The sequence below is a fragment of the Streptomyces desertarenae genome (assembly GCF_042681365.1).
GTDB lineage: Bacteria > Actinomycetota > Actinomycetes > Streptomycetales > Streptomycetaceae > Streptomyces > Streptomyces desertarenae.
The window spans coordinates 80272-101424 of record NZ_JBHUFU010000004.1; the positions used below are offsets into that span (position 1 = coordinate 80272).

16 protein-coding genes are annotated in these 21153 nt (G+C 77.5%); 8 read left to right on the forward strand and 8 right to left on the reverse strand.

The genetic code is table 11. From position 1 onward, the window contains the following. Nucleotides 1-55: 55 nt before the first annotated feature. Nucleotides 56-856, reverse strand: coding sequence for a glutamate racemase (locus tag ACFSJS_RS08370; RefSeq protein ID WP_380898474.1), 801 nt, complete (start codon nt 854-856; stop codon nt 56-58). Between the two features lie 87 nt (nt 857-943). After that, nucleotides 944-2233 (reverse strand): TerD family protein, encoded by a 1290-nt coding sequence (locus tag ACFSJS_RS08375; protein ID WP_380898476.1) that lies wholly within the window; start codon nt 2231-2233, stop codon nt 944-946. 253 nt (nt 2234-2486) lie between these two features. On the opposite strand from ACFSJS_RS08375, the gene ACFSJS_RS08380 reads away from it, so the two are divergent. After that, nucleotides 2487-2984, forward strand: coding sequence for a DUF6643 family protein (locus ACFSJS_RS08380; RefSeq protein WP_380898478.1), 498 nt, complete (start codon nt 2487-2489; stop codon nt 2982-2984). A 703-nt stretch (nt 2985-3687) separates the two neighbouring features. On the opposite strand, the gene ACFSJS_RS08385 is transcribed toward ACFSJS_RS08380, so the two are convergent. Together ACFSJS_RS08385 and ACFSJS_RS08390 are read right to left on the reverse strand one after the other, a co-directional pair. After that, on the reverse strand, nt 3688-4998 hold the full coding sequence (locus ACFSJS_RS08385) for a GAF domain-containing protein (protein WP_380898480.1): 1311 nt from the start codon (nt 4996-4998) through the stop codon (nt 3688-3690). A gap of 218 nt (nt 4999-5216) precedes the next feature. Beyond that, the gene (locus ACFSJS_RS08390; RefSeq protein ID WP_380898482.1) at nt 5217-6155 is read right to left on the reverse strand and encodes a universal stress protein; all 939 of its coding nucleotides are present in this window, start codon (nt 6153-6155) and stop codon (nt 5217-5219) included. 258 nt (nt 6156-6413) lie between these two features. Between ACFSJS_RS08390 and ACFSJS_RS08395 the strand changes: the two genes are divergently transcribed. Both ACFSJS_RS08395 and ACFSJS_RS08400 read left to right on the forward strand, forming a co-directional pair. Beyond that, nucleotides 6414-6995, forward strand: coding sequence for an Rv1733c family protein (locus ACFSJS_RS08395; protein ID WP_380898484.1), 582 nt, complete (start codon nt 6414-6416; stop codon nt 6993-6995). A 142-nt stretch (nt 6996-7137) separates the two neighbouring features. After that, nucleotides 7138-9612 (forward strand): right-handed parallel beta-helix repeat-containing protein, encoded by a 2475-nt coding sequence (locus ACFSJS_RS08400; RefSeq protein WP_380898486.1) that lies wholly within the window; start codon nt 7138-7140, stop codon nt 9610-9612. Nucleotides 9613-9664: 52 nt separating this feature from the next. Here ACFSJS_RS08400 and ACFSJS_RS08405 read toward each other — a convergent pair whose 3' ends face one another. After that, nucleotides 9665-12115: a hypothetical protein gene (locus ACFSJS_RS08405; RefSeq protein WP_380898488.1), complete on the reverse strand. Its 2451-nt coding sequence runs from the start codon at nt 12113-12115 to the stop codon at nt 9665-9667. 215 nt (nt 12116-12330) lie between these two features. Between ACFSJS_RS08405 and ACFSJS_RS08410 the strand changes: the two genes are divergently transcribed. The 3 genes from ACFSJS_RS08410 (at nt 12331) to ACFSJS_RS08420 (ending at nt 14579) form a co-directional block, all read left to right on the forward strand. Next, entirely contained in the window at nt 12331-13167 is an 837-nt protein-coding gene (locus tag ACFSJS_RS08410; protein ID WP_380898490.1) for a DeoR/GlpR family DNA-binding transcription regulator, read from the forward strand. Between the two features lie 236 nt (nt 13168-13403). Then, entirely contained in the window at nt 13404-13730 is a 327-nt protein-coding gene (locus ACFSJS_RS08415) for a hypothetical protein (RefSeq protein ID WP_380898492.1), read from the forward strand. A 240-nt stretch (nt 13731-13970) separates the two neighbouring features. After that, nucleotides 13971-14579, forward strand: coding sequence for an ATP-binding protein (locus ACFSJS_RS08420; RefSeq protein ID WP_380898493.1), 609 nt, complete (start codon nt 13971-13973; stop codon nt 14577-14579). Between the two features lie 66 nt (nt 14580-14645). Here ACFSJS_RS08420 and ACFSJS_RS08425 read toward each other — a convergent pair whose 3' ends face one another. Then, complete coding sequence (locus tag ACFSJS_RS08425; protein WP_380898495.1) at nt 14646-15878, reverse strand: ROK family protein; 1233 nt, start codon at nt 15876-15878, stop codon at nt 14646-14648. A 333-nt stretch (nt 15879-16211) separates the two neighbouring features. Between ACFSJS_RS08425 and ACFSJS_RS08430 the strand changes: the two genes are divergently transcribed. Continuing rightward, entirely contained in the window at nt 16212-17000 is a 789-nt protein-coding gene (locus ACFSJS_RS08430) for an AfsR/SARP family transcriptional regulator (RefSeq protein WP_380898497.1), read from the forward strand. 127 nt (nt 17001-17127) lie between these two features. On the opposite strand, the gene ACFSJS_RS08435 is transcribed toward ACFSJS_RS08430, so the two are convergent. Beyond that, on the reverse strand, nt 17128-18336 hold the full coding sequence (locus tag ACFSJS_RS08435) for a geranylgeranyl reductase family protein (protein WP_380898499.1): 1209 nt from the start codon (nt 18334-18336) through the stop codon (nt 17128-17130). Between the two features lie 161 nt (nt 18337-18497). Here ACFSJS_RS08435 and ACFSJS_RS08440 point away from each other — a divergent pair, with 161 nt between their 5' ends. Beyond that, nucleotides 18498-19886 carry a dipeptidase gene (locus ACFSJS_RS08440; RefSeq protein WP_380898501.1) on the forward strand — a complete coding sequence of 463 codons (1389 nt, stop codon included), beginning with the start codon at nt 18498-18500 and terminating at the stop codon, nt 19884-19886. Between the two features lie 94 nt (nt 19887-19980). Here ACFSJS_RS08440 and ACFSJS_RS08445 read toward each other — a convergent pair whose 3' ends face one another. Next, nucleotides 19981-21018: an NUDIX hydrolase gene (locus ACFSJS_RS08445; RefSeq protein ID WP_380898503.1), complete on the reverse strand. Its 1038-nt coding sequence runs from the start codon at nt 21016-21018 to the stop codon at nt 19981-19983. Nucleotides 21019-21153 lie beyond the last annotated feature (135 nt).

The following is a 21153-nucleotide window of genomic DNA, read 5'->3' on the forward strand; positions in this document are numbered from 1 at the left end:
CCGCCCGGGGCCGTACACGGGCGCCGGCCGGCGACGGCGGGTCCGCCCCCCCCGCTCAGCCGGCGGCCCGGACGGCCCCGGACCCGGCCTCGGCCAGCAGCCGCCCCTCGGCGTAGCTCCGCGCGGGGCGGGGAAGCCCGGCCGGACGGCCGCCGAGGAGGACGGTGAGGCCTCCGGTGGGTGCCGCCTGCGGATCGGGGGCCAGGCCGGTGCGGCGCAGTGCCTGGGCCGCGACCGCGGCGGCCGATCCGTACAGGGCGGGTCCGGGTGCCCCCTCCGCGGCGAGGGCGGCGCGGATGCGGTCGGCGACCAGCTCGTAGTGGGTGCAGCCGAGCACCACGGCCCGCACTCCGCGGGGGGTGAGGGCGGCCGCGGCCGCGACGGCGGCGTCGACGGCGCCGGTGTCGCCGCTCTCCACCGCGTCGGCCAGGCCGTGGCAGGGCACCTCGGTGATCTCGGCCCCGCCGCCGAAGTCCGCGATGAGGCGGCGCTGGTAGGGGCTGCCGGTGGTGGCGGGGGTGGCCCAGACCGCCACGGAGCCGCCGCCGGCGGCGGCCGGCTTGACCGCGGGCACGGTGCCGACGACGGGCACCGCGGGCTCCAGCTCGGCGCGCAGCACCGGCAGGGCGTGCACGGAGGCGGTGTTGCAGGCGACGATCAGCGCGTCGGGGCCGTAGCGGGCGGCCGCGCGCGCGCAGGCCAGGGCGCGGCCGGTGATGTCGTCGGCCGTCCTCGGTCCCCAGGGCATGCCGCCGGGGTCGCTGGACAGGACGAGGTCGGCGTCGGGTCGTGCGCGCCGCACCGCGGCGGCGGCGGCCAGCAGCCCGATCCCGGAGTCCAGAAGGGCGATCTTCACGGAGTACAGCCTACGGGCACCGGTCCGGGACGTCCTCGCCGGAGGCCCTGCGGGGGGACGGGCGCGGCGCGGCCGGCGCGCCCGTCGTCACTTGCGGCCGGGCGTCCACTGCATCCCCCAGCCGTAGGCGTGGTCCACGGTGCGCTGCGGACTCACCCCGCGTTCGGGGATCAGGTAGCGCGACTCGCGCTGGACGACGAGGTCTCCGCCGGTGTTGGTGATCAGCGCCAGGGCGCAGACGGGCGAGGGGACGGTGCACTCGTCGAGGGAGAAGTCGATGGGGGCGCCGCCGTGCGGGGTGAGGGTGACCGTGGCGTTGAGGTCGGAGAAGCTGCGGGCGCCCTCGTAGATCGTGACGAAGACGAGGATGCGCCGGAAGCGCTCCTTGTGGTCGAGGTTGATCGTCAGGTTCTCGCCGGCCTCGACCGCGCCGGTGCGGTCGTCGCCGTCGAGGTGGATGTACGGCGGCCGGTGCAGCGAGCCGAAGGCGTTGCCGAGGGCCTGGACGACCCCCTTGCTGCCGTCGGCGAGCTCGTACAGGGCGCACAGGTCCAGATCGAGGCCGGCGTGCAGGGCCATGGCCCGTCCCAGCCGGGCGCCCCAGCCCTTGGACTGCCTGTGCACCTGCCAGTTGAGGTTGACCCGCATCGCGCCGGAGGTGCCGCCCTGCTTGGCCAGGGAGACCCGCGGCGCCTCCTTGGTGAGCGTGACCTTGGTCAGCCGCACGGGCTGCGGCGCCGCCGGGGGCGCGGGGTCGGGCGCGGGGGGCGCGGGCGGCGGCTGGGGGGCGGGTGCGGGTGCCGTGGGCGCCGGGGCGGGGGCGGGCGGGGCGGGGGCGGGCGGGGCGGCGGGCCCCTCGTCGACCGTGATCCCGAAGTCGGCCGCCAGTCCGGCCAGTCCGCTGTCGTAGCCCTGGCCGACGGCGCGGAACTTCCAGGCGCCCTGCCGGCGGTACAGCTCGCCCAGGACGAAGGCCGTCTCCACCGTGGCGTCCCGGCTGTCGAACCGGGCGAGTTCGGCACCCCCGGCGGCGTCGAGCACCCGCACGTACAGTCCGGGCACCCGGCCGAAGGCGCCCCCGTCCGCCGACGCGGCGACGACGATCGTCTCGACGGCGGGCTCCACCCGCGCCAGGTCGACGGCGAGGGTGTCCGTCACGGAGCCGCCCGCGGGGCGCTTGCCCTCGTGGCGGACGGCGCCGGAGGCGTGCCGCGCCTGGTTGTAGAAGACGAAGTCGCCGTCGGAGCGCACCCTGCCCGAGACCAGCAGCAGCGCCGACGCGTCCACGTCCGGCGCCCCGGGGCCGGTGCGCCACCCGACCTCCACGCGGACCGAGTCCGCGGGGACCGGGACGTTGGTGCCCTTGAGCATGCTCATCGCTTCCCCTCCGCCTGCCGTCCGCCCCGCGCCCGCGGCACGGTCTCGATCCCAACCTACTCGCACTCGGCGGCGCTCACGCGGGGGAGCGCGGCGCCCGGCCTCCCACCGGATGTTCCCGGGGACATCCGGGAACGGAACGGCTGTTTTCCCCGTCTTTGACCACAGCGGTGGTCGATGGCCACCGAGACCCCGTCAAATGACCTTCGGATCGCTCTCCCCAACCAGCACATCGTGGGCTTAACTTATGAGCATGACGTCCCCCCGCAGCACCTACGGCGGCGGTGGCTACTACAGCACGCCGTCCTTCGCTGACACCCCGATCTACGACAGCCTGGTCGCCGAGCGGGGCAAGCCTCAGATCGCTCCCATCCGCGTCCCGGCGGCCCCCTACGAGACCGCCGACCACCTGCCGGCCCTCCCGGCCGCGCTGCCCGCGCTGCCCTCCGGGCCCTCCTACCAGGCGCAGCAGCCGACTCCGGCGCGGGGCTACCCGGCCGCGGGCCACCAGCCCGCACCCGGGCAGCAGCCCGCGCCGCTGCAGCAGGCTCCCGCGCCCTACATCCCCCAGCAGGCCACCGCCCCGCGGGGCGGCTACGGCTATCCGAACCAGCCCCAGCCGCAGATGCGTCCGGTCGCCGCCCCGCGCCCGGCGCCGCCGCGGCAGATGCCCGCCCCCGCCCCGGCCCCGGGCCCGTACCCCGCGTACGAGGAGCCGTACGGCCACCCGTACCAGGGGCGCGGTTACTGAGCCACCGGCAGGGCGGCGGTACGGGCGCACGGGCGTGTCCGTACCCCCGCCCGGCGGAACGGCGCGCGGGCGTCGGCGCCGGACGCACCGCCGCGTGATCTCGGGGACTGTCGGGGACCGGTGCCGGACGGCGGCCGGTCCGGACGGACGGCGTGCGGTCCGGAACGGCCCGCCCGGTGCGGGCCCGCTCCGCCTTCGTGGGACCCCGTCGGGCGATCGCCCGGCGGGGTCCTGTGCGTCCGCCGCCGCGGGCGGGCCGCGGGAGCGGGGACGGGACGGCGGGGGGCACGGACCGCGGGGACGCGGGAGGCGGTGCGGCGGAACGGGGGCGAGGACCCCGTACGCGTCGGGCGCCCGCCGGCACGCGCGCCCTGCTCGCCGTCAAGCAGGCCGCGCGGCTCCGCCGCACCACCCGGGCCTCCGGGAGGAGGGCGCCGCTCCACGCCGCTCCCCCCGGGGCGCGCACTGCCCGCGGGGGCAGCCCCTCCCGGCGCCGGCGGCCACGGGGCCGTTCGTCCTGGATGGAACCAGGTACCGCCGTGCGCCCGGAGTCCTTCGGTGTCGTCCTCGCGGAACGGCCGGGGCCCACCGCGGCGGCCGGCCCGCGGCGGTGCCGCGGACCGGCCCGGCGGTGGATGCGCACCGTCACACTAGGGACCGGGAGGTTGCGGGAAGGTTGCGTGCCCCCGCGCGGGCGGCACGGTCAGCGGGCGGCGCCGACGGCGCGGGAGCCGACCCCGAAGGCGTCCCGCAGACACCGCAGGCGGGCGGCGGGCACCGCCCTCGCCTCCGGCGGCACCGCGCCGACCAGCGCCTCCCATACCTCCAGGTCGTCCTCGCCCCACGGGGTGCGCACCCAGGCGCCCAGCAGCTCCGGGTCCCTGCGGGCCAGCAGGGCCTGCCGCAGCCGGTCCTCCAGCGCCCGCCGCAGCCGCATCACGCCGGGCGCCTCGGACAGCGGCAGCAGCGGGCCGCGGTAGGCGGTCAGCGCGGCGCCCGGGTCCCCGGCGGCCAGGGCGCCGTCGACGGCCTCCAGGTCGGTGGCCAGGCGGCCGGTCAGGCGGTAGGGGCGGGAGGCCAGCAGGGGCCCCAGCAGCCTGCGCAGCCGGGAGAGTTCGGCGCGCAGGGTGACGGGGGTGACGTCGCGGTCGCCGTACAGCTCCAGGGCCAGCCGGTCGCCGGAGAGCCCGTCGGGGTGGGCGGCGAGCAGCAGCAGGATCTCGCTGTGCCGCCGCCCCAGCCGCACCGACCCGTCCCCGGCGCGGGCGCCGGCCCGGCCCGGTGCGGGGGGCCCGGTGTGGAGCAGCGCCTCGTCGCGGCCCAGCACCTCCAGCAGGGGGGCCGGTGCGGCGGCCGGTTCGAGGGAGGCCAGATGGGCCTCGGCCGCGCGGGCGGTGGCCTGGACGAGCGCGAGGCTGTGGGGGGAGGCGAGGTGGTCGCCCCCGGTGATGTCCACGGCGCCCAGCAGGCGGCGGGTGCGCGGATCCCGGACAGGGGCGGCGGCGCAGCTCCAGGGCTGCACGGGGCGGCAGTAGTGCTCGGCGGCGAAGATCTGCACCGGGTGGCCGACGGCGAGGACGGTGCCCGGCGCGTTGGTCCCGGCGTGCGCCTCGTCCCAGCGGGCGCCGGGCATGAAGTTCATCCTCTCGGCGCGCTGTCTGACCTGCGGGGGGCCTTCCACCCACAGCATCCGGCCGTGCTCGTCGCACACCGACAGCAGGTGGGCGCCGTCCTCGGCGATGGTGCCCAGCAGTTCCCGGAACAGCGGCATGACCCGGGCCAGGGGGTGCGCCGCGCGGTAGGCCTCCAGGTCCCGGTCGGTGAGGTCGACGCTGGCCACGTGGTCCGGTCCGACCGAGGCCCTGGCCGACCGCCGCCAGGAGTCGGCCACCAGGCCCCTCACCGGCACACCGATCTCACCGCCGGCGAGGAACGCCTCGTGGGCGCGGCGCACCGCCACCGCCCGTTCGGCCGGGTCCGCGCCCGCCTCCAGCGCCAGCCATTGCTTGAGCACGCAGTCATCGTGCTGCCGCGGAAGGCGCGACTGCAACGGGGTGGGGGGCACGGAGTGTCGTGCGGGAGCGTGCACCCCGGCGCGCAACACCTTGCACCACCAGCGAGTGGGGGGGCACGGGCATGCGCCCCTCGCCGCACGAACGCGCGGTGGACGCGCCCCCGGCTGTCCGCGGGAGCGGCGTCGCCGCCGCGGGCCTTCCGCCCCGACCCGCCCGGTCAGCCGGTGGGGACGAGCACCACGGGGCAGTGGGCGTGGTGCAGCACGGCGTGGGCGACCGGCCCCAGGTGCATCCCGAAGCGGCGGTGGCGGCGGTGGGCGGCGAGGACCACCAGGTCCGCCTCCGCGCTGGCCTCCACCAGCAGGTGGCCGGGGCCCGCGTACGCCGTCTCGGTACGGGCGTCGACGTCCGGGTACTCCTCGCGCAGCCCGGCGACGGCCTCCAGCGGGACGTTCTCCTCGTAGCGCGCCTGCTGTTCGGCGATCTCCTCCAGGTAGCGGGTGGGTGGCGGGGCCAGGGCGCCGGTGGCGTGCAGTGGCAGTTCCCAGGCGTGCAGCACCCGCAGCGCCGCCGCCCTCCGCCGGGCCTCCTCGAAGCCGTAGCGCACCGGATCGCCGTCCGTCCCGTACTCCACGCCGACGACGACGGTGTGGTGCAGGCGGTCGTTGTCGCCGCGGACGACCATCAGCGGCCCCTCGATGTGCGCGGCCACCCGCAGGCTCACCGAGCCCAGCAGCAGCCCGGTGAACCCGCCGTGGCCGCGGGTGCCGACGACGGTCAGCACGGCCCGCCGGCCGGCGTGCACCAGGGCGGCGACGGCGGTCTCGTCGGTGACGGCCGGCTCCACCCGCAGCCCCGGGGCGCTCTCCCGGGCTCGTTCGGCCGCCGCCTCCGCCACCTGCCGGAGGTGCCGGCGCAGGGCGCGGCGGTGCTCGTCGCCGGCGCCCGCCGCTCCCCGCCCCGGCCCTGCGCCGCCGCCCTCCTCCCCCGCGGTGCCGCCCCCGGCGGCGGCGAAGCGGTACGGGGGCATGCCGCACAGGACCTCCAGCGGAGCCCCCCTCAGGACCGCCTCCTCCACGGCCCGGTCCAGGGCGCGCAGGGAGCGGTCCGAGCCGTCGACGCCGACCACGACGGGGGACTGGGAAGAGCTGCTCACGGGCCTCACCTCGTCCACGGCGGATACGGACGGTCCATCAGTCCCCGCCCCGGGCCCGCCGGACACCGGTGTCCCCCGGAAGGGGGCCAGCGCGCCGGTCCGCTCCCCTCCCCTCCCCGTGCGTCGGCGGGTCGGCGGCTGCGCGGCTCCCGCGGGTGCCACTACGCTCGTCGAGGGAAGAGGAAACGGTGCTTCCGCCGCCCGGTCCCGCCCGGGACCGGGGGCGGCGGGCTCCGGGGGACGAGGGGGTGAACGGTCGTGCGGTCGATCACCTGGCTGTGGCGCCGGCGGGGCAACCCGCTGTACCGGGGCACCGACCGCGTGGAGGGCCTGCTGGCCCTGTGCGCCGTCCTGCTGGTGCTCCTCGCCGCGCCCGCCGCCGCGGTGTGGGGCGGCCGGGCCGCCCACGGGACGCTGTCGGAGATCGTGCGGGAGCAGCACCGGCAGCGGCACCAGGTGTGGGCGACGGTGATCGGGACGTCGGCCGACGCGTCCGCGGGCCCGGAGGCGGGTTCCGGGCGGGTGGCCGCCACCTGGACGGCCGCCGACGGCACCACCCGCTCGGGCACCGTCCTCACCGACCGCGCGGCCGGGCCGGGGGACAGGCTGCGGGTGTGGATCGACGCCCGCGGCGAGCCCACCACCCGCCCGATGGATCCCGGCACCGCCGCCTCGCACGCCGCCCTGGCCGGCGCCGGGACGGGCGTGGTCACCGCGGGCCTGGTGGAGTTCGCGCGGCGGCTCGCCGTACGGCGGCTGATGGTCCGCCGCTACGCGCGCTGGGAGGAGGAGTGGACCCGGGTCGGCCCCGACTGGGGGCGGGCCGGGCGGTCGAACTGACCTGCGGTCACCCGTGGCCGGGCCCTCGCGCCGCCGGCGGCCGGACCGGTCCTCCCACCCGTCCGGCACACGCTACGGTGGTGCTCCGGATGGGCGCGGCAGCGCGATCGAGGTTCGCACGAGGTTTGGGGCGGGACGGTCCATGGCACAGGGCTCGGTCCAGGTGACGCACACCAGCACGTCGCGGTGGCGGCGCCGAACGGGCGACTACGCCACTCTCTCCGCCGCCCTGCAGGCCGCCGGCGACGGCGACGTGCTGACCGTGGCACCCGGCACCTACCGCGAGAACCTGGTGATCGAACGCGCCGTCACCCTGCGCGGCCCCGAGCGCGGGGAGGCCGGCTCGGTGCGGATCGCGCCGCCCGACGGGGTCGCGCTGACCGTGCGCGCCGCGGCCGTCGTGCGGGACCTCCAGATCGAGGGGCAGGACGCGGCGGCGCCCGCGCTGCTGATCGAGGAGTGCACCGCGGAGCTGTCGGACCTGCGGGTGGTGACGCGCTCGGCGGCCGGTGTCGAGGTGCGCTCCGGCGCCAGGCCGACCCTGCGCCGCTGCACGGTCGACAACCCCGCCGGACTCGGCATCGGCATCGGCGGCGGCGCGGGCGGCCTGTTCGAGGAGTGCGAGGTGGTGGCGGCCGGGCAGTCCGGCGTGTCGGTGCACGGCGGCGCCCATCCCCGCCTGGAGCGCTGCCGCGTCCACCACGCCTCGGGCGCCGGGCTGTCCCTGACCGGGGAGGGCAGCGCGGTGGAGGCCGTGGGCTGCGAGGTGTACGAGATCCGGGGCGCCGGGGTGCAGGTCGCCGCGCGGGCGTCCGGGCACCTGTCGGAGTGCCGGGTGCACCGCACCTCCTCCGACGGCGTCACCCTCGACACCGACGCGGTGCTCACCCTCGCCGACTGCGAGATCCACGACATCCCGGAGAACGCGGTCGACCTGCGGTCCCGCTCGGTGCTCACCCTGACCCGCTCCGCCGTGCGCCGCTTCGGCCGCAACGGCCTGTCCGTGTGGGACCCGGGCACCCGGGTGGACGCCAACGGCTGCGAGATCGGCGAGAGCACCGGCGACTACCCGGCGGTGTGGGTGAGCGACGGCGCCTCGGCCGTGCTGGACTCCTGCCGCGTGCACGACGTGCCCGACGCCCTGTTCGTCCTGGACCGGGGCTCGCGGGCCGACGTCCTGGACAGCGACCTGACCCAGGTGCGCAACACCGCGGTGTCGGTGAGCGACGGCGGCACGGTGCAGCTGGACGACTGCCGCATCCGGGAGGCCGCGACCGGCGCCTGGTTCCGGGACCACGGCAGCGGCGGAACCCTGGCCGGCTGCACGATCGACGGCGCCGGCACGGGCGTGATCGTCACCAAGGGCGCGGACCCCGCCGTCGAGCGCTGCACCGTCACCGACCCCGTCGAGGCGGGCTTCTACGTCTCCGCCGAGGGGCGGGGCACCTTCACCGGCTGCCGGGTCACCGGCTCGCACGGCTACGGCTTCCACGTGATCGACGGCTGCCGCACCGTGCTGCGCCGCTGCCGCACCGAGCGCTGCGCGCGCGGCGGCTACGAGTTCGCCGCCGAGGGGCCGGTGGTGGAGGACTGCACCAGCGACCGGAGCGCCGCACCGGTCGGGCCGCCGGCCGGCCCCGCGCCCTCCGCGTCCGCGGCGGATCCGGCCGCCCGCGCCGCCGGGCTGCTCGGCGGCATACCCCAGCAGCAGCCGGCCGGGCCGTCCCCGTGGCCCGCCGCCCCGGGCGGCTCCGACGGTTCCGGCGGCCCCGACGGTTCCGGCGGGGCGGGCGGGGCCCCGCGCCCGGCGAAGGAGGTGCTGGGCGAACTCGACGCGCTGGTGGGCCTGGAGAGCGTCAAGAAGGAGGTCCGGGCCCTCATCGACATGATCGAGGTCGGCCGCCGGCGCCGGGAGGCGGGCCTGAAGGCGGCCTCCGTGCGCAGGCACCTGGTCTTCACCGGCTCCCCCGGCACCGGCAAGACCACCGTCGCCCGGCTCTACGGGGAGATCCTGCACTCGCTGGGGGTGCTGGAGCGCGGCCACCTGGTGGAGGTCTCCCGGGTGGACCTGGTGGGCGAGCACATCGGCTCGACCGCCCTGCGCACCCAGGAGGCGTTCGACCGGGCGCGCGGCGGCGTGCTCTTCATCGACGAGGCGTACGCCCTCTCCCCCGAGGACTCCGGCCGGGACTTCGGCCGGGAGGCGATCGACACCCTGGTGAAGCTGATGGAGGACCACCGCGACGAGGTGGTCGTCATCGTCGCCGGGTACACCGCGGAGATGAAGCGCTTCCTGGAGGTCAACCCGGGCGTGGCCTCACGCTTCTCACGGACCATCACCTTCGGCGACTACGCGCCCGAGGAGCTGCTGCGGATCGTCGGGCAGCAGGCCGAGGAGCACGAGTACCAGCTCGCCGAGGGGACGGCGGAGGCACTGCTGGAGTACTTCACCGAGCTGCCCAAGGGGCCGTCCTTCGGCAACGGCCGCACGGCGCGGCAGACCTTCGAGGCGATGGTCGAGCGGCACGCGGGCCGGGTCGCCCAGCTGGACGACCCCGACACCGACGACCTGACGCTGCTCCACCCCGAGGACCTTCCGGCCCTCGCCCGGGACTGAGGGGCGCCCGGCGCGGGACGTCGCGCGGGGTCCGCGGCCGCCGCCTGCCGGGCTATCCGGCCGGTGCGCCGCTCTCCTCCCGGTGCGGCCCTCCGTCCGCCTCCGGCCCCCCGGCGGGGACGGGCTTCCCCGCGGGGGCGCCCTGGGACGGCACCGCCGCCCCGTCGCGCACCGCCGCCAGCCGGTCCAGCAGGGCGGCGCGCTCGGCGTCGAAGGCCGGGTCGGCCTGGTAGTCGCCGTGGCCGAGGACGGGCTCGGGCAGCGGGTGCTCGGGGGTGCGGCCGTACTGCAGCGGGTCCCGCAGCGGGCCGCGGTCCACCTCCGGCTCCCCGTCCTCCCCGCCGACCAGCACCGGGCCGCCGATCGGGTCGGTGAGCCGCCACAGGTTCCGCCAGCAGTCCACCTCCTCGCTCAGGGCACGCAGCGGGCCGGGGCCGAAGCAGGACGGGAACCAGCGCCCGTAGAGCCGCTCCAGCGGGGACCCGTAGGTCAGCAGCGCCACGCGTCCGCGGGTGACCGGATCGAGCTGCCAGACGGCCGCGGCGGCCAGCACGCTGCCCTGGGAGTGGCCGGAGATCACCAGCCGTCCGCCGGTCCGCGCGGTCCAGGTGCACATCCGCCAGGTCAGGTCCGGCACCGCGCGCTCGGCGTAGCAGGGGGGCGCGAAGGGGTGGGCCGCGCGCGGCCAGAAGGTGCCCACGTCCCACAGGATGCCGATGGTGCGGCGGGCGGCCGCGTCGCGGTAGGCGCGGCGTCCCACCGTCACCAGCAGCACCACCAGCGCGCCCATCAGCCAGGAGCCGAGCGCCTGGACCGCGTCGGCGACCGCGGGCAGCGGTCCGGGCCAGGTCCGTGCCGCCGGTCCGGGCGGCAGTCCGGTGCGGGCCGCGCCCGCCAGCGCGCCGCCGCCCAGCAGCAGCGTGGCGGCGGTGACGGAGGCGATCAGGGCGGGCGCGGCGTCGGTGAGCCGCGCCCAGGCGACGGCACGGGCGATCTGGCGGCTGCGGGAGGCCAGTTCGCGGGGCTCGCCCTCGTAGGCGTCGACGATCCCCGGGGTGAGCCGGCGGCGTTCGCGCGCCGCGTGCACCGCGGCGCCCAGCGCGAAGGCGAGGACGACCAGCAGCAGCAGGGGGATCACGGCGGCCTGCCAGCTCAGCAGTACCGGCGGTCCGGCGATGGCGCCCCCGGCCACGCCCGGGGTGCCGTCCTTGTCCAGCCAGTCGGCCACGCGCTGGGCCGCCCCTCCGGTCAGCACCCCGCCGAGCGCGCACGCCAGCAGCGCCACCGCGGCGCCCCCGAGGCCGCCCATGGCGCACCGCCCGGCGCACGAGCCGGGGGGTGCCGCCCGGTGCAGCACGTACGCGGTGACGGCGAGGGCGGCCGCCAGGGCTCCCTGCAGCAGCGTGAGCCAGGCGAACGCGCCGGTGCCCGGGAGCTGGGCGGAGGAGGACCATCCCGGGCGGGGCCAGGCGGCGTACCCGGCGACCAGCACCAGCACCCCCAGCGCGGCGCCGGGGAGGACCGTCGAGGCCAGCCGGTCGATCCCCTCGTCCGGTTCGGACTCGGTGCGCCCCTTGCGGGCCACGACCAGCACGGTGGCCGCCCAGCCCGCCGTGACGGCGGCGGCCGCCGCCCAGCCCCAGGCGGCCGGGACCGGACCGCCGGGCCGCCGGTCGTGGTCGAGGGCCGCGGCCAGCAGCGCGGTCGCCACCGTCAGCAGTCCGGCGGCGGTGTGCGCGGCGCGCAGCCGGGAGACCAGGCGGCGGCCGTACCAGAAACCGGGCAGGGACAGCGCGGGCCGCTCCCCGCCGGGCTGGGGATGGGCCGGCCCCGGCGGCCGCGGGGGCGGCGAGGCGGACTCGTAGGCGCTCCAGGTGCGGTGCGACAGCCACCACAGCAGGGCCGTGAGCCCGGCGGGCAGCAGCGCGGCCAGGACGAGCCGCCGGCCGGGCTGCGACCACCACCCCCCGGCGATCGGGTCCAGCCAGGACTTGCCGCCGGTGCAGCGCGCGGAGGCCGCGCACTGCCAGGCGACCAGGTCGAGGGCGACCTCGCAGGCGGCGGCGGTCAGCAGGACGGTCAGGGAGAGCGCCACCAGCCGGACCAGCACGTCGTAGATCCGCTGGGCCGGATGCCGGGCGGGTGCGGCCGGGCGCATCCAGTGGGCGAGGTTGGCGACCATGAACGGCAGCAGGAGCAGCCACAGGGCCCGCGCGCTGTTGCCGGAGGTGAGGTTGGACCAGCAGTACGCCTCGGGGATGGGGCGGGCGCGGCCGGCCGCCGGTCCGCCGGGGCGCTCCCCCTCGGGGTCCTGCGGGCGGCCCTCGGCGTCCGCGTCGTCGGTGCGGCGGTGGATGCCCGCGGTGCCGTCCCCGGTGACGCGCACGGTGCGCGGGTCGCCCAGCATCTCCTGCGGCGTGGTCCCGCCCACCCCGTGCACCAGGAGTTCCAGGGCCGGTTCGCGGTGCTCGGCCGCCGGTGGTCCCGGCCGGTTCTCGGACATGTCACGGCCCCCGATCTGTGTGTCCTGCGCCTGCCGACTCCCGTGCGGCGCAACCAGGATGGGGGGTGCACGCCGTCCGGCGCACCCCGTCCGGTCCGTCGGCGCGTCACCGCCGTGCCGCGGCGGCGCCGGGGGGCCGTGGAAGGATGGGACCGAACAGGTGCCCGTACGACCGCGCATACGACCACCGGTGGGGAGAAGGGACGGACCAGCAGGTGAGCGAGAACCAGAACCTCCTGGCGGAGCAGCGGCGCGCGCTCATCCTCGACGAGGTCAGACGGCGCGGCGGGGTGCGCGTCAACGAGCTGACGCGCAGGCTGAACGTCTCGGACATGACGGTGCGCCGCGATCTGGACGCGCTGGCCCGGCAGGGCGCCCTGGAGAAGGTGCACGGCGGAGCGGTGCCGGTGTCGGGGGCGAGCACCCACGAACCGGGGTTCGAGGCGAAGTCGTCCCTGGAGCTGGGCGCCAAGGAGGAGATAGCCCGGGCGGCGGCGGCGATGGCGGTCCCGGGGAGCGCGATCGCGCTCTCGGGCGGGACGACGACGTACGCGCTGGCCCGGCACCTGCTGGACGTGCCGGAGCTGACGGTGGTGACCAACTCCGTGCGGGTGGCGGACGTCTTCCACGCCGCGCAGCGGGCGGACGGCGGCGGTGAGGGCGCGGCCACGGTGGTGCTCACCGGCGGGGTGCGCACCCCCTCGGACTCGCTGGTGGGGCCGGTGGCGGACGCGGCGATCCGCTCCCTCCACTTCGACGTGCTGTTCCTGGGCGTGCACGGCATATCCGCCGAGGCGGGCCTGTCCACGCCCAACCTGGCCGAGGCCGAGACCAACCGCCGTCTGGTGCGCTCGGCCCGGCGGGTGGTCGTCGTGGCGGACCACACCAAGTGGGGGACGGTGGGGCTCAGTTCGTTCGCCTCGCTGGAGGAGGTGGACACGCTGGTGACCGACGGCGGGATGCCCGCGGGGACGCGCGCCGAGATCGGCGAGCTCCTGCCGGGCCTGGAGCTGGTGGTCGCGGGCGGGGAGGCCGGCCGCACGGGGGGCTGAGCGCGGGGGCCGAGCGCGGGGGCCGAGCGCGCGGCGCCGGCGTCGCCGCGCCGTGAGCGCGCGGTCGCGCGGAGGGGAGCGTTCCGCGCTTCGGTGCGCGTACTGCCGTCCCCGCACCCTGGCGCACCGCCGGGGAGGGGTGCAGACTGCATGGCAGGGCACCCGGTGGGGGTGGCGCCGGTGACGGCCCGGCCGCGGGGGCGGGCCGGCGGTGACGAGGCGGGAGGCGGTGCGCTGTGGCGGAGCCCGAGTTCAGTGCCACCGGAGTACGGATAGCGCGGTGGCTGCGGTCGCTCACCCGGGCCGGGCAGGTCGTCGTCCGCGACGGCCGGCTGGTGCTGCTGACCAGCTACGGCCGGGAGATCGACAGCGCCCCGGTGGAGCAGGTCCGTATCAGCGGGGCGTGGTACGCCGCGCCGGACCGGGCACTGGCGACGATCAACGGCAACCGGTACGCGCTGCGCCTGAAGGGCCAGATGCGCGACGGGCTGATGGCCGCGCTGCACGGTGCCCGGAGCCGGGTCCCCGGCATCGCGGCGGAGCGGCGGGCGGCACCCCGCTGAGCGGCGGCCGGCCGGCGGTGCCCACCGCACGGGCCCGCGCCCCGCGCCCCTCCCCGTCCGGCGGGCCGCCGTCACGGGTCCGCGGAGGTCCCCTGCCGGTGCGTTGCCCCTTTGACACGCCCGGCTTGCACCCTTTCACCACCTGAATCACGCTGATGCTTGTGTCGTAGCGGCCGTCAGCACGCTTGACGCGCTCTCCGTCGTCCGGAACCCTCAACCGCCATTCAGGGAGCCGCAGTCGTGATCAGCCACCCCAGTACGTCCGGCCGGCAGCGGACGGTGGAGTTCCAGGCCCTCCCCTCGCAGGCCGGACAGGTCCGCAGAATCGTTTCTGCTCAGCTGCGCTACTGGAAACTGGACGCGCTCGTCGGCCCGGCGTCCAGCGGCGTCGCCGAACTGCTCTGCGACGTCCACCGCCAGGCGGGCCCCGACCGGCGCTGCACCGTGGAGATCGCCCTGTGCCTGGGCGAACTGACGATCTCCGTGCGCGACGAGCCGTGCCCGCCCGCCGGCCGCCCCGCCGGATTCCTCGCCGGAGGGTTCCTCGCCGGCGGGTACCTCGCCGGCGGGGTCCGCGGCGCACGGCGCGACGACGCCGACAGGGCGGTGCGGCTCGTCCTGCCGGTGCCGTCCCAGACCGTCCCGTCCGCCGCCCCCGCGGAGCCCCGGGAGCCCGCCGGAACCGCCCGGGACGCGGCGCGGGCGGCGCAGGACGGGCCGCCGCCCTCTCCTCCGCCCGCGCCGGAGCCGCTGCCGCGTCCCGACGGGTCCCTGCCCCGCTCCCCGGCGCCCGCACCCGTGCGCACGGCCGTGCGCACGGGCGGGCAGACCCCGGCCCGGCCCGTCTGACCGGACCCGGCCGGCCCGGGGCGCCCGGCGGCGCCCGCCCCGGTGTGTCCCGGCCCGGCCGGGTCCTCAGCCCTGCTGTATCACCATGGGGTCGTCCAGGACGGGCTGCCAGGCCAGTTCCGCGGCGCCGACCAGGCTGCTGTGCTCCAGGGCGCAGGCGAGCACCGGCACGCTCCCGCCGCGCCCCCACAGGCTGCGCTCCCCCATGACCGCGTGCAGCCGCTCGGCGTCCGCCTCCAGCAGCGCGCTGTGCAGGCCGCCCAGGAGGATCCGGTCGGGGTTGAGGATGTTGACCAGCCCGGCCAGGCCGAGGCCGAGCCGGTCGATCAGGAGGCGGGCGGCGTCGCGTACCGCCGGGTCGCTGCCGTACCCGGTGCGGAGCAGTTCCAGGGCGCGCCGGAGCATGCCGGTCTCCGGACCGGGTTCGCGCCCGGCCGCCTCCAGGAAGGCCAGCGGGTCGGTCTCCACGTCCAGGCAGCCCTGCCCGCCGCAGTGGCAGGGCCGGCCGTCCGGGTCCACGGTCAGGTGCCCGACCTCCATGGCCAGCCCCGAACTGCCGGTGTGCAGCCGGCCGTCCAGGACCAGTGCGCCGCCGACCCCGCGGTGCCCGGTGGCCACGCACAGCAGGTCGCGGGCGCCGCGCCCGGCGCCGTGGCGGTGCTCGGCCAGCGCCACGAGGTTCATGTCGTTGGCGGCGTGGCCGGTCGCCGGCTCGTCCCCGGACGGGCCCGTGACGCCCGCCTCGGCCAGGCAGCGGGTGAAGATCTCCCGCACGGGTGCGCCCGGCGGCCAGGCCAGGTGCAGCGGGTTGAGGGCGGTGCCCTCGGGTTCGGCGACGGCGGAGGGCACGGCCAGGCCCGCCCCCAGGCAGCGCCGTCCGGTCTCCCGCAGCAGCCGGACCCCGGCCCCCACGACCTCGGTGAGGACCTGCGCCGGGTCGGCCTCCACGGTCAGGGCGCCCGGCTCGGTGGCGACGATGCGGCCGCCCAGCCCGACCAGGGCGGCGCGGAAGCCGTCGGCGTGCACCTGCGCGGCGAGCACGACCGGACCGTCGGGGTCGACCGACAACCGGTGGGAGGGGCGGCCCTGCGTGCCCGCGGCGACCCCGGGCCGGGAGTCGACCGTGATCAGCCCCAGCGCCTCCAGCTCGGCGGCCACGGCCCCCGCGGTCGCCCGGGTCACGCCGAGCTCCGCGGTCAGCACCGCGCGGGTGGGCGCACGTCCGGTGTGCACGAGTTCCAGCGCCGGGCCGAGGGCGCCGCGGCCTCTCTCCAGCCTTGTTGTACGCGTCGGGGTCACCGCTCCATTCTGTCTTTGTACCGCTCCCGAACAAAGCGGGGCGGGCCGCGTACCGCCCCGGGCTCCGCCGGCGGCCGGCGGCCGCCCCGCCGGGCCTCACCCGGCCGGCCCCCCGAGGGGCCGGGAAGGGGACGGGCCGCCGTCGGAATCCGGCCGCCGCGGCGGGGAGGCGCAGGGGGCTCCCCCGGGGACGTGCCACCGGGGCCGGCCCGCGTCCCCGCCCGCGTGCGGTCCCGCGCGGCCGCACCGGCGCGACCCGCCGGCCGTTCGCCGGGAGATCCACTGGAACGCCCCCGAGGACGTAGGCTCATGGGGCAGCGAGGGAGGGCGCACATGGCTGAGGGTCTGCGATTCGAACTGCTCGGTCCGCTGCGAGCCTTGCGCGACGGGACCGAGGTGCCGCTGGGACCGCCCCGGCAGCGGGCGGTGCTCGCCGTCCTGCTGCTCCAGGAGGGCCGGCCGATGTCGTACGAGGCGCTGGTGAGCGCGGTCTGGGGCGGCGAACCGCCGTCCCACGTGCGGAACCTGGCGCAGAAGTACGTCTCCGGACTGCGCCGGGCCTTCACGGCGGCAGGCGGGGGGAGCTCGTCCCCGGAACTGGTGTGGACCGGCAGCGGTTACCGGCTGGAGAACGCGAGGATCGACGACCTGGCGGAGCGGCGGACGCTGCTGCGCGAGGCGCTGTCCGCGCGCGAGTCGGGCGACCTGCACCGGGCGGGCGCGCTGGCGAGGCAGGCGGAGGAGCTGTGGCGCGGCGAGTTCGCCGAGGGGCTCACCGGTCCCTACCTGGACGGGGAGCGGCGCCGCTGGGCGGAGAAGCGGCTGATGGTGCTGGAGACGCGCCTGGCGGGCGATCTGGAGCTGGGCCGGTACCGCGAGTGCGTCCCCGAGCTGACCCGGCAGGTGGCCGAACACCCCCTGCGCGAGCGGCTGGTGGGGCTCCTGATGCTGGCGCTGTACCGCAGCGGCCGCCCCTCGGACGCCCTGCTGGTCTACGAGGAGACGCGGCGGCGGCTCGCGGAGGAGGCGAACTCCGAACCCGGCCCGGCCCTGCGCGAGCTGCACGCGCGGATCACGCGTCAGGACCCCTCGCCGGTGCCGGAGTCGGCGCTGGCGTCCTGACCGGGCACGGTGCCGCAACCGGGCGGCCGGGGCCGGCCCGCTCCGTGACGGCGGCGGCCCCGGCGCGGGCCCGCACCCCGGGCTCGCCGGGCCGCCCGCCGGGGGCGCTCCCCGGCGTTCTCGGCGCTCAGCGGTCCAGCCGCTCCAGGGCCCGCTGGGCCACGGGGTGGGTGCGGACGAGTTCGCCCAGGGTGGTCGTCCCCCGCGTGATCCTCGCGAAGGCGTTCCAGGCGGGGCGGAAGCCGGTGAGCACCGCGTGCAGCAGCGTCGGGCGGCGGGCGAAGACGGCGTGCATCCGGCTCCCCACGCCCATCTCCACGCCCAGCCCCGACTTGACGGCGAAGGCGTAGTTCAGGGCCTGGCGGCGGGCGTCCACCGCGTCGTGCGCCTCGGCGATCCGCACGGCCCACTCCCCGGCCAGCCGTCCGGAGCGCAGGGCGAAGGAGATGCCCTCGCGCGTCCAGGGCTCCAGCAGCCCGGCGGCGTCACCGCAGACCAGGACCCGGCCGCGGGAGAGCGGGGAGTCCGCCGCGCGGCAGCGGGTCAGGTGCCCCGAGGAGATCTCGGGTTCGAAGCCGGCCAGCCCCAGACGGGCGATGAAGTCCTCCAGGTAGCGCTTGGTCGCGGCGCCCTCGCCGCGGGCGGAGATCACCCCGACCGTGAGCGTGTCCCCCTTGGGGAAGACCCAGCCGTAACTGCCGGGCAGCGGCCCCCAGTCGATGAGGACGCGCCCCGCCCAGTCCTCCGCCACCGGCGGCGGCACCGGGATCTCGGCCTCCAGGCCCAGGTCCACCTGCTCGACCTTGACCCCGACGTGGGCCCCTATCCGGCTGGCGCTGCCGTCCGCGCCGACCACGGCACGGGCCAGCACCGTCCGCCCGTCGGCGAGGACCACGGCGACGGTGCGCCGGTCGGGGACGGCCGGCCCGTGCTGCTCGACGCGGGTGACGCCGGCGCCCGTCCACAGCTCCGCGCCCGCCTTCTGCGCGGACTCCACCAGCGCCTGGTCGAACTCGGGCCGGTTGACCAGCCCGAACAGCATGGTCCGGGAGCGGCGGGTGCGGGCGAACCTGCCGTTGAGCGAGAAGGTGACCGCGTGCACCCGGTCGCGCAGCGGCAGTTCGAAACCGGGCGGCAGGGCGTCCCGGGACGGCCCGATGATGCCGCCGCCGCAGGTCTTGTACCGCGGGAGCTCGGCCTTCTCCACCAGCAGGACCCTGCGTCCGGCGACGGCCGCGGCGTACGCCGCCGAGGCCCCGGCGGGCCCCGCTCCCACCACCACGACGTCCCACACCGGGTTCTGCCCGTCCGTGCCCTCGGCGTTCTCGCTGCTCACGTGTGTTACCGCTCCCGCTTAGCCGCTACCGGTTACCGCCGCATCCTAGGACCTGCGGCCGCGCGCACCCCCTGTGGGAGTATCGGCACCACGTATCCGCCTGTACGTCCGGTGATCCCGTCCACAGGCACACAACGCAGCACCCCGAAGGAGCGTTCCCCATGACACAGGGCAGCCGCCCCTCGCCCACCCGATCAGGGCTGGAGGCCACCGTCACCTCGCTGATGCCCAGGGCCCGGGCCGAGCTCGCCGAGCTGGTGGCCTTCCGGTCGGTGGCCGATCCGGCGCAGTTCCCGCCCGAGGAGTGCGCGGCGGCGGCCGAGTGGGTGGCCGGCGCGCTGCGCGCCGAGGGCTTCACGGACGTGGCGCTGCTGGACACCCCCGACGGCACCCAGTCGGTGTACGGCTTCCTGCCCGGCCCGGCCGGCGCGCCGACCGTGCTGCTCTACGCCCACTACGACGTGCAGCCCCCGCTGGACGAGGCCGCCTGGCTCTCCCCGCCGTTCACCCTCACCGAGCGCGACGGCCGGTGGTACGGGCGCGGCGCCGCCGACTGCAAGGGCGGCCTCATCATGCACCTGCTCGCGCTGCGCGCCCTGAAGGCCAACGGCGGGGTGCCGGTCGGCGTCAAGGTGATCGCCGAGGGGTCGGAGGAGACGGGCACCGGCGGGCTGGAGCGCTACGCCGAGCAGCATCCAGAGCTGCTGGCCGCCGACGCCATCGTCATCGGGGACTCCGGCAACTTCCGCGTCGGCCTGCCCACCGTCACCGCCACCCTGCGGGGAATGACCATGGTGACGGTCGAGGTCGACACGCTGGAGGGCAACCTGCACTCCGGCCAGTTCGGCGGGGCCGCCCCGGACGCGCTCGCCGCGCTGATCCGCATGCTGGACTCGCTGCGGGCCGAGGACGGTTCCACGGCCGTCGACGGCCTGGCCGCGGACGCCTCCTGGGAGGGGCTGCAGTACGCGGAGGAGGACTTCCGCGCGGACGCCAGGGTCCTGGACGGGGTGGAGCTGATCGGCTCGGGCACCGTCGCCGACCGGATCTGGGCCCGCCCGGCCGTCACCGTGCTCGGCATCGACTGCCCGTCGGTCGTCGGCGCCACCCCGTCGGTGCAGGCCAGTGCCCGGGCGCTGGTCAGCCTGCGGGTCCCGCCGGGCGCGGACGCCGCCGAGGCCACCAAGCTGCTCACCGCCCACCTGGAGTCCCACGCGCCCTGGGGCGCCCGGGTGCGGGTCGAGCAGGTGGGCGAGGGCCAGCCGTTCCGCGCGGACACCACCAGCCCGGCGTACAGCGCCATGGCCGAGGCGATGCGCGAGGCGTACGACGGCGCCGAGATGCAGACGGCCGGCATGGGCGGCTCGATCCCGCTGTGCAACACCCTGGGCACGCTCTACCCCGAGGCCGAGATCCTGCTGATCGGCCTGAGCGAGCCGGAGGCGCAGATCCACGCCGCCAACGAGAGCGTCTCCCCCGAGGAGCTGCGGCGGCTGTCGGTCGCCGAGGCGCTGTTCCTGCACCGGTACGCCGCGGCGCGGCGGGGCTGACCGCCGTCCGTCCGCCCGCTCGCCCGGTGCGATCCGGCGGGCGGGCCGCCGCGGCGCCGCGCGGGACGCCCGCCCGCGCGGTGCCGCGGCGGCCTCACGTGCCGACCGGTGTCCCCGCCTCCAGGTTGAGCGTGACGCCCCGCTCCCGGGCGCGCAGGGCCCAGCGCAGCCGCTCCATCCGCACCGGGGGCAGCAGTCCGGCGGCCTCGTCCTCGGTGACGAACCGCCAGCCGCGCAGTTCGGCGCCGGGCAGCAGCAGGCCGCGCGCCGCGGCGGCGGGCAGCCGGCCGCCGTCGAACAGCATCCGCAGGCCGCCGTAGCCGGGCGGCCGGGGCGGCTCCCAGTCGACGACGAGCAGCCGGGGCGCGGCGTCCAGCCGCAGGCCCAGTTCCTCCGCCACCTCGCGCACCCCGGCGCGGGCGGGCGGCTCGCCGGGCTCGACGACGCCGCCGGGGAACTCCCAGCCGGGTTTGTAGGTCGGGTCGACCAGCAGCACCCGGTCCTCCTCGTCGAACAGCAGGACTCCGGCCGCCACGGTCTCCGCGGTCGGCTCCGGGGTCTGCACGATCTCGCAGGCGCCGTTCCCGGCGCGCAGCGCCGCCGCCACCCGTTCGGCGGTCTGCGCCGGGGTGAGGGAGGAGGTGTCCAGGGTGTACGCGTCGGCCCTCAGCCAGTCCAGCGCGCGCCGGTACGCCGGGAGGCGCCCCAGGCACCGGGCGCGCACCGCCGCGCGGCCCCCCTCGTCCCCGGGTCTCCCCTCGCGCCGGGCGATGCGCTCCCGAAGGACCGTCTCCCCCACCTCCAGCAGCACGTGCCGCACGGGGATGCGGCGGGCGGCGAGCCCACCGAAGATCTCGTCGCGGTACTCCTGCCGCAGGAGCGTCATCGGCGTCACCAGGGTTCCGCCCACCTCGCCGTGGAGGGCGGCGGCCGTGTCCACCACGAGCCGCCGCCACGCGGGCAGGTCCTGGCAGTCCGCCACCTCGTCCAGACGCTTGCGGGGCAGGGCCGTGCGCAGGCCGGCACCGACCAGTCCGGGGTCGAAGAGGACGCTTTCGGGCAGCAGTCCGACCAGTTCGCGGGCCACGGTGGTCTTGCCCGCGCCGAAGGCGCCGTTCAGCCAGACGATCACGGGTCCCCCTCCTCCGTCGTCCCCGGTTCCCTGCCCGCTGCGACCGGCCCCGGAAACGCGCTCCCGGCGCCGCCCCGCCCGCACGGCACCGGCCGGCGCCCCGTGCGGGCAGGGCGGCTCGCGGCCCCCGGTCCG

Excerpts from the sequence above, each read along its gene's own strand:
- ACFSJS_RS08400 (WP_380898486.1), top strand. The coding sequence starts at position 7,138 with ATGGCACAGGGCTCGGTCCAGGTGACGCACACCAGCACGTCGCGGTGG.
- ACFSJS_RS08440 (WP_380898501.1), top strand. The coding sequence starts at position 18,498 with ATGACACAGGGCAGCCGCCCCTCGCCCACCCGATCAGGGCTGGAGGCC.
- ACFSJS_RS08430 (WP_380898497.1), top strand. The coding sequence starts at position 16,212 with ATGGCTGAGGGTCTGCGATTCGAACTGCTCGGTCCGCTGCGAGCCTTG.
- ACFSJS_RS08405 (WP_380898488.1), bottom strand. The coding sequence starts at position 12,115 with ATGTCCGAGAACCGGCCGGGACCACCGGCGGCCGAGCACCGCGAACCG.
- ACFSJS_RS08380 (WP_380898478.1), top strand. The coding sequence starts at position 2,487 with ATGACGTCCCCCCGCAGCACCTACGGCGGCGGTGGCTACTACAGCACG.
- ACFSJS_RS08375 (WP_380898476.1), bottom strand. The coding sequence starts at position 2,233 with ATGAGCATGCTCAAGGGCACCAACGTCCCGGTCCCCGCGGACTCGGTC.